Consider the following 13,593-nt stretch of genomic DNA (forward strand, 5'->3'; position numbering starts at 1 on the left):
GTCAAGGCGCCGGGTTTTTAGTTGGCGTCAAACCGCGTGGCGTTCAGCAGGGTGTCCAGGCGTGCTGCGCGTTTGGTCAGCTGGTCCATCACACTGCTGAAGTTGCCCGAGCCGCCGGAGCCGCCCACCATGGCCTTGGTCAGGGCATCAAACAGTTCCAGTTCCACAATCGGGCGCAATTGGTGATTGGAGGAGGCGATAAAGCCCGACAAGCCATTGATGCTCTTGAGCGTGGCCTTTTCCGCCCCGGTTTTCCCGTAGGCGATAAAAAACTTCCTGACGCGCTGCTGTGTGGCGGCGGGCAGGTCCTTGCGGTACACGAGCGGGTCGTTGGGGATCAGGGGCGATTCCCAGATGACCTTGACCTGCTCGAACTTCTCCGGCAGCTCGGCCTGGAACCGGGGCAAATCCTCGGTGTTGTTGGTGCCCAGGTCAGCCCGGCCTTCGGCCACCGCGAGAAAGTTTTCGCGGTGCGTGCCGTAGGTGACGGTTTTGAAATGCTTCACCGGGTCAATCTTGGCCTTCTGGAACACGTAGTAGTAGGGCACCAGGTAGCCGGACGTGGAATTCTTTGCGCCCAGGGCCAGCGTATACATGCCGGGTTGGGCGAGCGCATCGCTCACGGTGCGCACGGGGCTGTTTTTCGGCACGATCAGCACGGACTTGTAGCCCCGGGTCTTGTCGAGCCTGACCATCTGGGCAAAGATATGCGCCTGCTCGGTCTCCACCAGTTCGACCGCCAGCTTGTTGTTGATCCACGCCACCTGGATCCGGCCCTCCTTGATGCCGGTGGAAATGTCCGCATAGTTCTTCGAGGCGACTGCGCGCACGGGCGTCTGGAGTTCTTTGGAGAGCGCGTCTGTCAGGGGCTTCCATATCTCCAGTGTCTGCTCCTCGGTGGCGCCTGCTGCGATGATGCCGAGGGTGAGGGGCGTTGGCGTTTCCGTGGCGCGCGCGAACGGGAGCGAACCCAGCAGCATGAGGCTCAGCATGACGAGGGCAGGGAGACGGTTTTTCATCCGGGGAAACTCCTGTGGTGAGTGGTGAGTGGTGAGCGGTGAGCGGTGAGCGGTGAGCGGGGCAAGTGCCGGGATGGGCAAAAGCGAGCGGCCGGCGTTGGAAAACGACCGGGTGTGCGGCTGCAACTGAACGGCTTCGACTGGCACTGAAACTCCAGCGCTGCCGGAATCAACGGCAGCGCCGGGACGGTGGCTCAGGCTTTGTCCGCCTTGCCGGCTGCCGCGGCGAAGCGCGACAGCATCACGTCGGGCAGGAAGGGGCGCCGTCCGCTGTCTTCGGCGGCTTCCTTGCGCCGGATGGCGTTGCGCACCATCAGCGAGCCGACATAGCGGATCGGCTCCGGCGGAAAACGTCCGAGCGGTCCGTGAAGGAGCGGGCTGCGCGTCCATTCGTTGTCCAGTCCCAGCGCCAGCGAGGACAGCAGTTCGCCGCCCATGCGGCTGGGGCCGACACCGTTGCCCGAGTAGCCGAAGCCGTAGAACACGTCGGGGCGGCCGCGCAGGCGGCCGAAGAAGGGCAAGCCGGTGACCGAGCGGTCGGAGGCGCCGTTCCAGCTGGCGGCAATTGGCGTGCCGGCCAGTTCCGGGATGAAGCCCCGCAGGCGTCCGGTCAGCTCCTCGCGGTAGGGCGAAGGCTGGTTGAACACGGGCAGCATGCGCCCGCCGTAGGCAAAGGTGTTGCCGCCCTTGCCAAACATCAGCCGGCCGTCCGGTGTGCTGCGGTAGTAGTGCACAAAGATGCGCGAGTCGAGCACCGAGATGCCGCCGTCCAGGCCCGAGGCAGCCAGCGCGGCCGCGGCCGGCTCGGTGATCACCATGTCGCTCGACACGATGGCGATGCTGCGCTCGAACTCGCGGAAGCTGCTGGCCATCCAGGCATTGATGGCAATCACCACGCGGTCGGCCGTTACCTTGCCGTGCGGCGTGCGAACCACCGGGGGCGAGCCCTCTTCCAGGCCCCGCATCGGCGTTCCTTCATGCAGCCGCACGCCCAGGCCGAGCGCCACCCTGCGCAGCCCGCGCACCAGCTTGCCGGGCTGCACGCTGGCGGCCACGGGCGAGTACCAGCCCTCCAGGTGGGCACGGGATCCGGCGCGGCGCTGCAACTCGTGCGGGGGCATCTTCTGCCAGGAATTGACGCCGTGCGCTTCAAGCGCGGCCACCACCGCATCGGACGCCCCGAGCTGCGCAGCCGATGTGGCGGTGAACAGCGTGCCGTGGCGCCGCCATTCGCAATCGATATGGTGTTCGATACAAAATGCTTCGATATCCAGCAGCGCCTGCTCGGAAGCGCGCACCAGGCGCACGGCTTCGGCGTCACCGAACAGCCGCTGCAGGGTGAAGAACTTCGTCGACCAGGTCAGTGCGCAGCCGCCATTGCGTCCGCTGGCGCCGCCACCGCAGACATCGGCTTCGAGCACGAGCACATCGAGTTCGGGCCTGGCCTGCTTGGCGAGGATGGCAGTCCACAGGCCGGTGAAGCCGCCACCGATGATGCACAGCTGGGCGCGCGTGTCGCTCACCAGCGCCGGGGCCGGGCCGCCATCGTCGATAGCGAGCGCCTGCGATAGCCAGTAGGGGCGTTGCTCCATCGTTCAGGCCGCCAGCAGGGTCTGCGGGGCATGGTAGACGTAGCGCAGGTCATTCGCCACCTCCAGGCAGGTGACCTTGCCGTCAGCGACGTTGAGGCCGTTGCGCAGGTGCGCGTCGTCCTTCAGCGCCTGCCGCCACCCTTTGTTCGCCAGAGCCAGCACAAAGGGCAGGGTGGCGTTGTTCAATGCGTAGGTGGAGGTGCGCGGCACGCCGCCCGGCATGTTGGCCACGCAGTAATGCACGACGCCGTCCACCACGTAGGTGGGTTCGGCGTGGGTGGTGGCGTGCGAGGTTTCGAAGCAGCCGCCCTGGTCGATGGCCACATCAACCACCACCGAGCCCGGCTTCATGCGCGACAGCAGCTCGCGCGACACGAGCTTGGGTGCGGCCGCGCCGGGAATCAGCACGCCGCCGATCACCGCGTCTGCCGACAGCACCTGCTCCTCGATGTTGTCCCGATTCGAGAACAGCGTGATCACGCGCGCGCCCAGCAGGCGGTCCATGCGGCGCAGCGCATCGAGGCTGCGGTCTATCACCACCACCTGGGCACCGGTGCCCACGGCGATCTGTGCCGCGTTGGAACCGACAACGCCCGCGCCGAGGATCACGATTTTGGCGGGCGCCACACCGGGCACGCCTCCGAGCAATATGCCGCGGCCGCCATGGGCCCGCTCCAGGCTGTGCGCAGCCGCCTGCACCGACATGCGGCCGGCCACTTCGGACATCGGTGCCAGCAAGGGCAGGCCGCCACCGGCCTGGGTCACGGTTTCGTAGGCGATGCAGACCGCGCCGCTGTCGACCAGTTCCTTGCATTGCTGCGGGTCGGGCGCCAGATGCAGGTAAGTGAACAGCAGCTGGCCGGGCCGAAGCTGTGCGCGCTCCGCGGCTTGCGGCTCCTTGACCTTCACCACCATGTCGGCGCGCGCAAACACTTCATCAGGCCCCTGGACAATGCCGGCACCCGCTTTTTCGTACTCGGCGTCGCTGGCACCGATGCCGGAGCCAGCGTTGTGTTCCACGATCACGCGGTGGCCGGCCGCCGCCAGCTCACGCACGGACGACGGTGTCAGGCCGACGCGGTATTCATGGTTTTTGATTTCCTTGGGAATTCCGATGAGCATGGTGTTTGTCTCCTGGATCAATAAAGTCAATGAATTAATAAGCCAATAAAAGCAATAAAGCAAGAAGGGGCTAAAAGAAGGGCTGAAGGCACGGGTGAGGGCAGGTAAGGGCAGGAATAAGCGGCGGCTGCGGCTCACCAGGGCAGCGAATAGGTCTTGGTGTTGCAAAAACTCTTCATCGCTTCAAGCACACCTTCCTTGTAGCCCAGCCCCGAGTCCTTGATGCCGCCGAAGGGCGTCATTTCCAGGCGGTAACCGGGCACCTCGCGCACATTGACGCTGCCCACATGCAGTTCCTGCACCACGCGGGTGATGGTGTCGAGCCGGTTGGTGCAGAGCGACGAAGACAGGCCATAGGCCGTGCCGTTGACGATGGCGATCGCCTCGTCCAGGGTCTTGAAGCGGATCACCGGCGACACCGGGCCAAAGGTCTCTTCCCTGACCACGGTCATGCCGGGCCGCACATGGTCCAGTACGGTGGGCGAATACAGCGCGCCGCGCCGCACATTGCCCACCAGCAGCTTGGCGCCCTGGGCAATGGCCTCGTTGACCACCTTTTCAAAATGGATCGCGGCCGGCTCGTCGATCACGGTGCCCATGTCCATGGCCGGGTCAAACGGGTCACCGTATTTCAGCACCCGGGTTTTTTCCACCAGCAGCTCGACAAAACGGTCGGCCACACTCTCCTGCACCAGGATGCGCTTGATGGCGGTGCAGCGCTGGCCCGAATTCTTGTACGAGCCGCTGGCTGCCAGGGTTGCCGCTTCCTCGATGTCGGCATCGTCCATCACGATGATGGGGTCGTTGCCGCCGAGCTCGAGGATCTGGCGCTTGTAGACGGCCTTGCCGGCGATGTACTTGCCAATGGCCACGCCGCCGGTGAATGTCACCAGGTCCACATCGGGGCTGGTCAGCAGCTCGTCGGCGATCTCGGCCGGATCGCCGGTCACCACCGACAGCATCTGTGGCGGCAGGCCCGCCTCGTACAGGATGTCGGCAATCAGGTAGGCCGCCAGCGGCGTTTTCTCGCTGGGCTTGAGCACCACGCGGTTGTTGGTTGCTACCGCCGGCGCGATCTTGTGGATCACCTGGTTGAGCGGATGGTTGAACGGTGTTATGGCGGTGATGGCGCCAAGCAGCGGCTCTTTCAGCGTGTAGACCTTGCGGCTCTTGCCGTGCGCCGTCAGGTCGCACGAGAATACCTGGCCATCGTCCACCAGGGCCTGGTTGGCCGCGAACAGCATCACATCGGAAGCGCGGCCGACTTCATACTGCGTGTCCTTCAGGCACAGGCCCGACTCCAGCGTGATCAGGCGCGCAATCTCGTCGCGGCGACTAGCGACCAGCTCGCCGGCTTTCATCAGGATGCGGTAGCGGTCGTGGCGGGTCAGCGTGGAACGGTAGTCGCGCGCAATGCGCAAGGCGCGCCGGACATCGTCCAGCGTGGCCTTGGGCACGGTTGCGACAATCTTGCCGCTGTAAGGGTGTTTCACCTCGATGACGCGGTCGCGCGAGACTTTTTCACCGGCAATGCGCAGCGATTCATGAAGCACCCGGGAAGGCAGTGCCTGGGAAGGGGCATCGGCAAGTACGGCAGACATGTTGGTTCCTTGTTTCTGTTTCTGTGGCGGTTTTGTAATGTTTTTTGACGGGTTAGCGGGCCAGGTTGAGGCCGAGCTCGAAGGCGTCAAAATTGCGCCAGCGCCGGTCGGGGAAGGCCTGGAGCACCTGGCGGTTGACGACCAGCGGCACTTTCTGTTCTGACAGGCCGCCGTGGGAACGCAGCGGCACGTCCAGCCCCGAGAGGTCATGGCGCTCGGCATTGGTGCCGATCACCGTGTCCTGGCTTGCCACCACCACGATGTCTCCGACCCGGTCGAACGGCAGCTCGAAATGGTCGCAGGCCTCCAGGCGCGACAACGCCGTCTCAATGCCTGGCAGCGTGGCAATGCGATCACGCAGCGCGCCGGCGTCCACATCTTCCGACACATAGACCAGCGCGAACGAGCCGAGCGCGCCATGGTGCACCACATACGGGTCGGTGATCGGCAGGATGACGCGCGCATGGTCCTGGCCAATCCATCCGTCCAGCGTGTCCTGCAGGTAAATCACATTGGGCTGCCCGTCCGAGTCGTGCTTGTCGTTCATGCCGTGGTCGGCGGTGAGCACAATGGTGGCGCCCAGCATGTCCAGACGGGCGAGGTTGCGGTCCATCATGGCGTAGAAGTCATTCGCCATCGTGGTGCCGGGGGCTGCCTTGTGCTGGATGTAGTCGGTGGTGGACAAATACATCAAGTCAGGCCGCTCACGCTCCATCAGCTTGACGCCCGCGACAAACACAAACTCGGACAACTCGGCGCTGTAGACCGAAGGCACCGGCATGCCGACCATGCCGAGCACGTCGTCAATCCCGTTTTCTTCGAGGCTCACCTGGTCGGCCTTTTCCGAGGAAAAGCAGATGCCGTCCATTTTGTGGCCCAGCAGCTTGCGCAGTTTGTCCTTGGCCGTGATCACGGCCACCTTGGCTCCCGCGTCGGCGAAGGCTGCCAGGATGGTGCCCGCGCGCAGGTAGCGGGGGTCGTTCATCATCACCTCTTCACCCCGTTCGCGGTCGAAGAAATAGTTGCCGCAGATGCCGTGCACCGAGGGCGGCGCACCCGTCACGATGGACAAATTGTTCGGATTGGTAAAACTCGGAATGACGCAGTCCGCCATGTAGCAGGTGCCGCGCCCGGCCAGCAGCCTGCCCAGGAAGGGTGCCACGCCGGCCGCCACGGCGGCGGTGATGTATTCGTACTGGCAGCCATCCACGCAGACCACCACCACCGGGTGGTCCATCCATTGGTAGCGCCTGTCGTTCACGGTAATGTCTTTGTTCATGATGTCCTCAGGGGTTGACGGCCATGATGGGCCGTGGTTTTTTCAGGGAAATTGCAGGGGAGGGCGGCTCGCTGGCAACTCGGTCAAAAGCCTTGTGCATGCGTGCCCGGCTGTCGGCCGCGTGGGCGCGCAGCGTCCGGCCGGCGCGCTCAGGGTCGCGTGAGGCGATGGCCAGCACGGCGGCCTTGTGTTCGGCGTTGGAGACCGCAAAGCCGCCCCCGTCCTGCAGGCCGCGCAGGCGAAACAGCAGCAGCTCCTTGGTGAGGCGCCGGTAGGTGTCGCTCAGCCGGGAGTTGCCGGCAAAACCAACCAGCGCATCGTGAAACTCGAGGTTGAGCGCGTGGTAGCGCTTGATGTCCTGGCGGCTCATGGCGTCGTCCATCTCGGCGAGAAGGTTCTTCAGCACCTTCAGCTGCTGCGCCGTGATCTGCAAGGCGAGGCGGCGTCCGATCATGTCGTCCAGCACCTCGCGCAGGTCGTAGATCTCGTCGGCTTCGGCCAGCGTTATTTCACGTACGAAGACCCCGCGGTTCTTTTCCGAGCGCACCAGGCCGCATTCTTCCAGCGCGCGCAGTGCTTCGCGCACCGGGCCGCGGCTGGTTCCGAATCGGGCGGCGAGGTCGCTTTCATTGATGCGCGTGCCCCCGGGCAGTTCGCTGCGCAGGATCATCTGCTCGATTTCGGCCTGCACCAGTGAGGGTAGGGTGTTGGCCTGCAGCATCTGCAGCGGAGACAGGGCTGGCGGTGGCGGGAGCGAAGTTGAGGCAGAGGTTGACGGGCTCATGAAGTTATCCGTGGTTCTTTTGTTGATACGGCAATTAAATCCTGCAAATTGAAGATTGTCAACAATTGACATATTACGATCTGCAATTTACTATTCGCCGAAGGTGCTGCGGAAATTCCCGGAAGACCGCCGAAACGAACGCAGCCACCGGCATGGCCGGCCCATGCTCCACGCCACCGATAACGACACAAGGAGATAGCAGATGGATATGAGACTGCCAGCGGAAATGGCGAGCTTCGCCTCGCCGCATCACACGACCAGCATTGCGCTGGGTATCGAGGGCGTGCACAAGCGCTTTGACAAGGTCACGGTGCTCCAGCACATCGACCTGGAAGTCCGGCAGGGCGAGATGCTGTGCCTGCTCGGGCCCTCGGGGTGTGGGAAAACCACGTTGCTGCGCATCATTGCCGGACTGGAAACGCAGACCAGCGGCCGCATTGTGCAGAACGGCCGCGATATCTCCTGGCTGCCGCCGGTCAAGCGCGACTACGGCATCGTGTTCCAGTCTTACGCCCTGTTCCCCAACCTCACCATCGCCGAAAACGTGGCCTATGGCCTGGTGAGCCGGAAAAAGCCGAAGGCGGAGATCAGCGCCCGCGTCGCGGAACTGCTCAAGCTGGTGGGCCTGCCGACGTCGGGCGAGAAATACCCGGCCCAGCTGTCGGGCGGGCAGCAGCAGCGCGTGGCACTGGCGCGAGCGCTGGCGACCGCGCCGCGCCTGCTGCTGCTGGACGAACCCCTGTCGGCGCTCGATGCGCTGGAGCGCATCCGCCTGCGCGGCGAGATCCGCCGGCTGCAGCAGCAGCTGGGCGTGACCGCCATCATGGTCACGCACGACCAGGAGGAGGCGCTGTCCATGGCCGACCGCATTGTGGTGATGAACCACGGGGTGATCGAGCAGATCGGCACGCCGAACGACATCTATGAGCGTCCCGCCACGCCCTTCGTGGCGGACTTTGTCGGCAAGGTCAATGTGCTGCCGGCCATCGCGCTCGGGCAGGGGCGCTTTCGCGCCGGCCGCCTGGAGCTGCATTGCAGCGGCGAGCATGGCGATTACACGCCCGGCCAGGCGGTCAGGCTCTACCTGCGTCCGGAAGACCGGGCCGTCGGCCATGAGCGCGAAGGGCAGCCGAACCGCGTCCGCGGCGAAGTCCTGAAGGTTGAATTTCTGGGCAGCTCGTGCCTCGCGGAAATGCAGATCGACGAGCTCGAAGGGCAGTCGCTGCACCTGTGTTTTTCGCTGAACCAGCTGCACGACCTGGGCGTGCAGGCCGGTGCGCGGATCGACCTGGCGTTGCGCAGCGAACGCATCCGGGTGTTTCCGGCGATGGCCGGCGGGGCTCAGTTATGAGCGCCCGCGCCGCTACGCTGGCCGGGCCGGCCGTTGGCGCGCGTCGCCTCGGCCTGTCGCGCGAGGACATCATTGCGCGCGGCGTGCTGCTCACGGTGATGCTGTTCCTGGTGCTGTTCCTGCTGGCACCGATGGCGTCAATCTTCGCGCGGGCCGTGCAGGACAACGACGGCAACTTCATCGGCTTCACCCATTTTGTCGAGTACCTGCAGACCCCGGCGCTGCTGGGCGCCGCCTGGAACTCGATCTGGGTGGCCGCCACCGTGGTCCTGATTTCAGTGCCCCTTGCCTTCACCTTTGCCTACGCGCTGGCCCGCAGCTGCGCGCCCTTCAAGGGCACGTTCCGGCTGATCGCGCTGATCCCGCTGCTGGCACCTTCGCTGCTGTCGGCCATCGCCTTCATCCAGTGGTTTGGCAACCAGGGCGTGCTCAAGCCGGTGCTCGAGCTGATCGGGCTGGGCTCGATCTACGGCGCGCCCGGCATCATCCTGTCGGAGGTCTACAACACCTTTCCGCATGCGCTCATGATCCTGCTGACCGCGCTGTCGCTGGCCGACGGACGCTTGTACGAGGCCGCCGATTCGTTCGGCACCTCGACCGTGCGCAAGTTCTTCACCATCACGCTGCCATCCTGCAAATACGGGCTGATCAGCGCGTCCACGGTAGTCTTCACCTATGTGATCAGCGACTTCGGCGCACCCAAGGTGATAGGCGGCAACTTCAGCGTGCTGTCGCTGGACGTGTTCAAGCAGGTCGTCGGCCAGCAGAACTTCGGCCGCGGCGCGGTGGTGGGCCTGCTGTTGCTGCTGCCGTCGATCGCGTCCTTTCTGATCGACRGCCGCGTGCGGCGCAAGCTGCGGGCCCAGCTGTCGGCGCGCTCCGTGCCCTACGCGGCCAAGCCGCGCCGAGGCTTCGATGCCTTGATGACGGCCTACTGCGCGCTGGTGTGCGCGCTGTTGCTGGCGGTGGTGGGCATGGCGATCTGGACATCCTTCATCAAGCTCTGGCCCTATGACCTCTCCTTGACCCTGCGCCATTACGAGTTCGCGCTGGTTGACGGTGACCTGGCTTCGGCCTACACCAACAGCCTGAAGATGGCGGTGTGCGTGGCCTTCTTCGGTTCGCTCACGGTGTTCATCGGCGCCTACCTGACCGAGAAGACACGCGGGCTGGAGCTGATACGCCCGCTGATGCACCTGCTGGCCATGCTCTCCATGGCCGTGCCGGGACTGGTGCTGGGCCTGGGTTACATCATGTTCTTCAACCATCCCAACAATCCGCTGGGCTTTCTGTATTCGACCATGACCATCCTGGTGCTGTCAGTGATCGTGCATTACTACACCTCCAGCCATTTAACGGCGGTGACGGCGCTCAAGCAGATCGACAACGAGTTCGAGGCCGTGTCGGCTTCGCTGAAGGTGCCGTTCTACAAGACCTTCTTTCGCGTGACCTTGCCGGTGTGCCTGCCGGCGGTGCTGGACATCGCGCGCTACTACTTCGTGGTGTCCATGGCCACGCTGTCGGGTGTCGTCTTCCTGTACTCGCCCGACACCATCCTGGCGGCCGTGGCCATCATGAACCTTGACGAAGCCGGCGACATCGGCCCGGCGGCGGCGCTGGCCAGCCTGACCGTGCTGACGTCTGTCGCGGTGTGCCTGGCGTATGCGGTGGCGACGCGCGTGCTGCTGCGCAAAACCCAGGCGTGGCGAAACGTCGCTCGCCACTGAGGACAGAGCCCTGCCGATTTTTACTTCCCACTTCTCACTTCCCACTTTCCAAAACACCCAAGGAGCTTTCATGACCACCGACGCCATTCTTCTGACCCCCGGACCGCTGACCACGTCGAGCCGCACCAAGCAAAGCATGCTGCGCGACTGGGGCTCCTGGGATACGGATTTCAATGCCATCACCGCGCGCTTGCGCCAGGGCCTGCTGCGCATCGTGCACGGCGAAGGCACGCATGAGTGCGTTCCCATGCAGGGCAGCGGTACTTTTTCCGTCGAGGCGGCCATTGGCACGCTGGTGCCGCCGGCCGAAAAAGGGGGCCATGTGCTGGTGCCCGTCAACGGCGCCTATTGCCAGCGCATCGCCGAAATCTGCAAGGTGCTGGGCCGCAAGCTCACCACCTTCGAGTATGCGGAAGATGCGCAAATCCGCCCCGAAGACATCGACCGGCTGCTCAGCAAGGACCCTTCCATCACCCACGTGGCGCTGGTGCATTGCGAAACCAGTACCGGAATTTTGAACCCGCTGCACGAGATTGCACTGGTCGTGCAACGCCACGGCAAAGGCCTGATCGTCGATGCAATGAGCTCGTTCGGCGCGCTGGAGATCGACGCACGCAAGACGCCGTTCGACGCCGTGGTTGCTGCGTCGGGCAAATGCCTGGAAGGCGTTCCCGGCATGGGCTTTGTGCTGGCGCGCCGCGCCGCGCTGGAGCGCTGCGAGGGCAACTGCCATTCGCTGGCGATGGACTTGTACGACCAGTGGGTCTACATGAACAAGACCACGCAGTGGCGCTTTACCCCACCGACCCATGTGGTGGCCGCGCTGGACGCCGCCCTCACGCAGTATTTCGAACAGGGCGGGCTGGCCGCGCGCGGCGGCGCCTATGCCAAAAATTGCCGCGAGCTCATCAGCGGCCTGGCCGGGCTGGGCCTGCGCAGCTTCCTGCCCGCGGCGATCCAGGCGCCCATCATCGTGACCTTCCATGCGCCCGCCAGTCCGGCCTACGAGTTCAAGGCTTTTTACAACGCGGTCAAGCAGCGTGGCTACATTCTTTACCCCGGCAAGCTGACCGCTATGGAGACCTTTCGTGTCGGCTGCATGGGCCAGCTCGGCGCACGCGGCATGGCGGGTGCTGTGGAAGCGGTGCGCGATGCGCTGCAGGAAATGGGGCTGGAGGTCGCGAACGCCGAGTGACGAGGCGCGGCATCCTGGAGGCGCGTTCAGGTATACGACGGAACTGGTACGCTGTTGTTTTTTCCTTGTGGCCCTTGTGGCTCTTCCTCTTCCCGCCCTATTCGAACGAAAGCGCTTCTGTCATGCTGCAACTTCCTGTTTACGACGATGTCCTCGCCGCCGCTGCGCGGCTGGAGGGCCATGCGCACCGCACGCCGGTGCTGACATCTGCCACGGCCGATGCCCGCTGGGGCGCGCAGTTCTTCTTCAAGTGCGAAAACTTCCAGCGCATGGGGGCGTTCAAGTTTCGCGGTGCGTTTAATGCGCTGTCAAAGTTCGACGCGGGACAGCGCCGGGCCGGGGCTATCGCATTTTCCTCGGGCAACCATGCACAGGCGGTGGCGCTGTCGGCGCGGCTGCTCGGCATGCCCGCGCTGATCGTGATGCCGCAGGACGCGCCGGCCGCCAAGCTGGCCGCGACGCGCGGTTACGGCGCCGAGGTGGTGTTGTACGACCGCTTCAGCGAAGACCGCGAGGTGCTCACGCAGCGGCTTGCGGCCGAGCGGGGCATGACCCTGATTCCGCCCTATGACCATCCCGACGTGATTGCCGGCCAGGGTACGGCCGCCAAGGAACTGCTTGAAGAGACCGGCCCGCTCGACGACCTGTACGTGTGCCTGGGCGGTGGCGGACTGACCAGCGGCTCGGCGCTTTCGGCGCGGGCCCTGGCGCCGCAATGCAAGGTGTATGGCGTGGAGCCCGAAGCCGGCAACGATGGCCAGCAGTCGCTGCGTGCGGGCCGGATTGTGCATATCGAGACGCCCAAAACCATTGCCGATGGCGCGCAGACCCAGCACCTGGGCCAGTACACCTTCGGCATCATCCGGCGGGATGTCGATGACATCCTTACCGTGAGTGACGCGCAGCTGGTCGAGGCCATGCGCTTTTTTGCCGAGCGCATGAAGATGGTGGTAGAGCCTACGGGTTGCCTGGCGTTTGCCGGGGCCTGTGCGGCGCTTGAAGCGGACGCGGCCCTCAAGGGCAGGCGTGTTGGTGTCATTGTGAGCGGCGGCAACGTCGACCTGGCGCGCTACGCGGAGCTGCTGACTGCACGCTGATGAATCCCTGGGCCGCCGCGCGCTGAAAATGCGGTTTTGATCAGCGCAACGTCAACATCAACGTAAACCCGTTCAACTTCCTCCCCGGCGGCAATCAAGCCTTGATGCCGCCGGCGCTCAAGTGCAGTCTGCGGTCCGCCCGTGCAGCGGCCGCCTCCGAATGGGTGACCAGGACCAGCGAGGCGCCATGTTGGCGGGTTTGCGCAATCAGCGCATCCATTACTTTCGCGGCGGTTGTGGGGTCGAGGTTGCCGGTGGGCTCATCGGCCAGCAGCAGGGTGGGGCGGTGCACCAGCGCCCGGGCAATTGCCACGCGCTGAAGTTGCCCGCCGCTCAATTGCTGCGGCAGTCGCTTGCCCAGGCCAGCAAGGCCGACCGCATCGAGCATGGCCTGCACCCGGGCGTCATCGGGCTGGCCCAGCAGCAGCAGCGGCAGTGCGACGTTTTGCGCCACGTCCAGGTGTGGCAGCACATGAAAGGCCTGGAACACAAAACCGACGTGCCTGCGGCGCAGCAGCGCGCGCTGGTCATCGGTCAGCGTGCCCAGATCTGTGCCATTGAGCCACACCGAGCCCTCATCCCAGGTGTCCAGCCCGGCCATGCAGTTCAGCAGCGTGGACTTGCCCACGCCCGACTCGCCGATGATGGCGACAAACTCGCCGGGTGCGACATCGAACGAAACGCCGGTGAACACCGGGGTTTCAACATACCGTTTGGCGAGATTGCGGACCTGCAGCATCGCCCTATGCTACCCGCAGTGAACGGGGTGAGAGCGCTTCCACCAGCCGGGGCCGCGGAACCGGCCTTGGCCTGTCCTGAGCCTGTC

At 64.6% G+C, this 13,593-nt stretch carries 11 protein-coding genes; 4 read left to right on the plus strand and 7 right to left on the minus strand.

Going from position 1 to position 13,593, the window contains the following annotated elements; translation table 11 throughout:
- Positions 1 to 17: 17 nt before the first annotated feature.
- The 6 genes from phnD to AC1DUB_RS16215 all read right to left on the minus strand — a co-directional run bounded on the left by phnD (position 18) and on the right by AC1DUB_RS16215 (position 7,397).
- Entirely contained in the window at positions 18 to 1,019 is a 1,002-nt protein-coding gene (phnD, locus tag AC1DUB_RS16190) for a phosphate/phosphite/phosphonate ABC transporter substrate-binding protein (protein WP_477730371.1), read from the minus strand.
- 194 nt (positions 1,020 to 1,213) lie between these two features.
- The gene (locus AC1DUB_RS16195; RefSeq protein WP_477730372.1) at positions 1,214 to 2,611 is read right to left on the minus strand and encodes an FAD-dependent oxidoreductase; all 1,398 of its coding nucleotides are present in this window, start codon (positions 2,609 to 2,611) and stop codon (positions 1,214 to 1,216) included.
- A 3-nt stretch (positions 2,612 to 2,614) separates the two neighbouring features.
- Positions 2,615 to 3,733, minus strand: a complete 1,119-nt coding sequence (gene ald, locus AC1DUB_RS16200; RefSeq protein ID WP_477730373.1) for an alanine dehydrogenase — start codon at positions 3,731 to 3,733, stop codon at positions 2,615 to 2,617.
- A gap of 134 nt (positions 3,734 to 3,867) precedes the next feature.
- Positions 3,868 to 5,334, minus strand: a complete 1,467-nt coding sequence (phnY, locus tag AC1DUB_RS16205) for a phosphonoacetaldehyde dehydrogenase (RefSeq protein WP_477730374.1) — start codon at positions 5,332 to 5,334, stop codon at positions 3,868 to 3,870.
- A gap of 52 nt (positions 5,335 to 5,386) precedes the next feature.
- Positions 5,387 to 6,613 (minus strand): phosphonoacetate hydrolase, encoded by a 1,227-nt coding sequence (gene phnA / locus AC1DUB_RS16210; protein ID WP_477730375.1) that lies wholly within the window; start codon positions 6,611 to 6,613, stop codon positions 5,387 to 5,389.
- A 7-nt stretch (positions 6,614 to 6,620) separates the two neighbouring features.
- Complete coding sequence (locus tag AC1DUB_RS16215; protein WP_477730376.1) at positions 6,621 to 7,397, minus strand: phosphonate utilization associated transcriptional regulator; 777 nt, start codon at positions 7,395 to 7,397, stop codon at positions 6,621 to 6,623.
- A gap of 208 nt (positions 7,398 to 7,605) precedes the next feature.
- Here AC1DUB_RS16215 and AC1DUB_RS16220 point away from each other — a divergent pair, with 208 nt between their 5' ends.
- The 4 genes from AC1DUB_RS16220 to AC1DUB_RS16235 all read left to right on the plus strand — a co-directional run bounded on the left by AC1DUB_RS16220 (position 7,606) and on the right by AC1DUB_RS16235 (position 12,767).
- The gene (locus AC1DUB_RS16220; RefSeq protein ID WP_477730456.1) at positions 7,606 to 8,748 is read left to right on the plus strand and encodes a putative 2-aminoethylphosphonate ABC transporter ATP-binding protein; all 1,143 of its coding nucleotides are present in this window, start codon (positions 7,606 to 7,608) and stop codon (positions 8,746 to 8,748) included.
- Positions 8,745 to 10,475: a putative 2-aminoethylphosphonate ABC transporter permease subunit gene (locus AC1DUB_RS16225; protein ID WP_477730377.1), complete on the plus strand. Its 1,731-nt coding sequence runs from the start codon at positions 8,745 to 8,747 to the stop codon at positions 10,473 to 10,475. The genes AC1DUB_RS16220 and AC1DUB_RS16225 overlap by 4 nt, the downstream gene beginning before the upstream one ends.
- Before the next feature lie 70 nt (positions 10,476 to 10,545).
- The gene (locus AC1DUB_RS16230) at positions 10,546 to 11,670 is read left to right on the plus strand and encodes a 2-aminoethylphosphonate--pyruvate transaminase (protein WP_477730378.1); all 1,125 of its coding nucleotides are present in this window, start codon (positions 10,546 to 10,548) and stop codon (positions 11,668 to 11,670) included.
- A gap of 125 nt (positions 11,671 to 11,795) precedes the next feature.
- The gene (locus AC1DUB_RS16235) at positions 11,796 to 12,767 is read left to right on the plus strand and encodes a threo-3-hydroxy-L-aspartate ammonia-lyase (RefSeq protein ID WP_477730457.1); all 972 of its coding nucleotides are present in this window, start codon (positions 11,796 to 11,798) and stop codon (positions 12,765 to 12,767) included.
- Between the two features lie 94 nt (positions 12,768 to 12,861).
- Here the strand turns inward: AC1DUB_RS16235 and AC1DUB_RS16240 are convergent, their stop codons facing one another.
- Complete coding sequence (locus AC1DUB_RS16240) at positions 12,862 to 13,506, minus strand: ABC transporter ATP-binding protein (protein WP_477730379.1); 645 nt, start codon at positions 13,504 to 13,506, stop codon at positions 12,862 to 12,864.
- Positions 13,507 to 13,593: the final 87 nt, after the last annotated feature.

The organism is Polaromonas sp. P4_F9 (genome assembly GCF_056401235.1).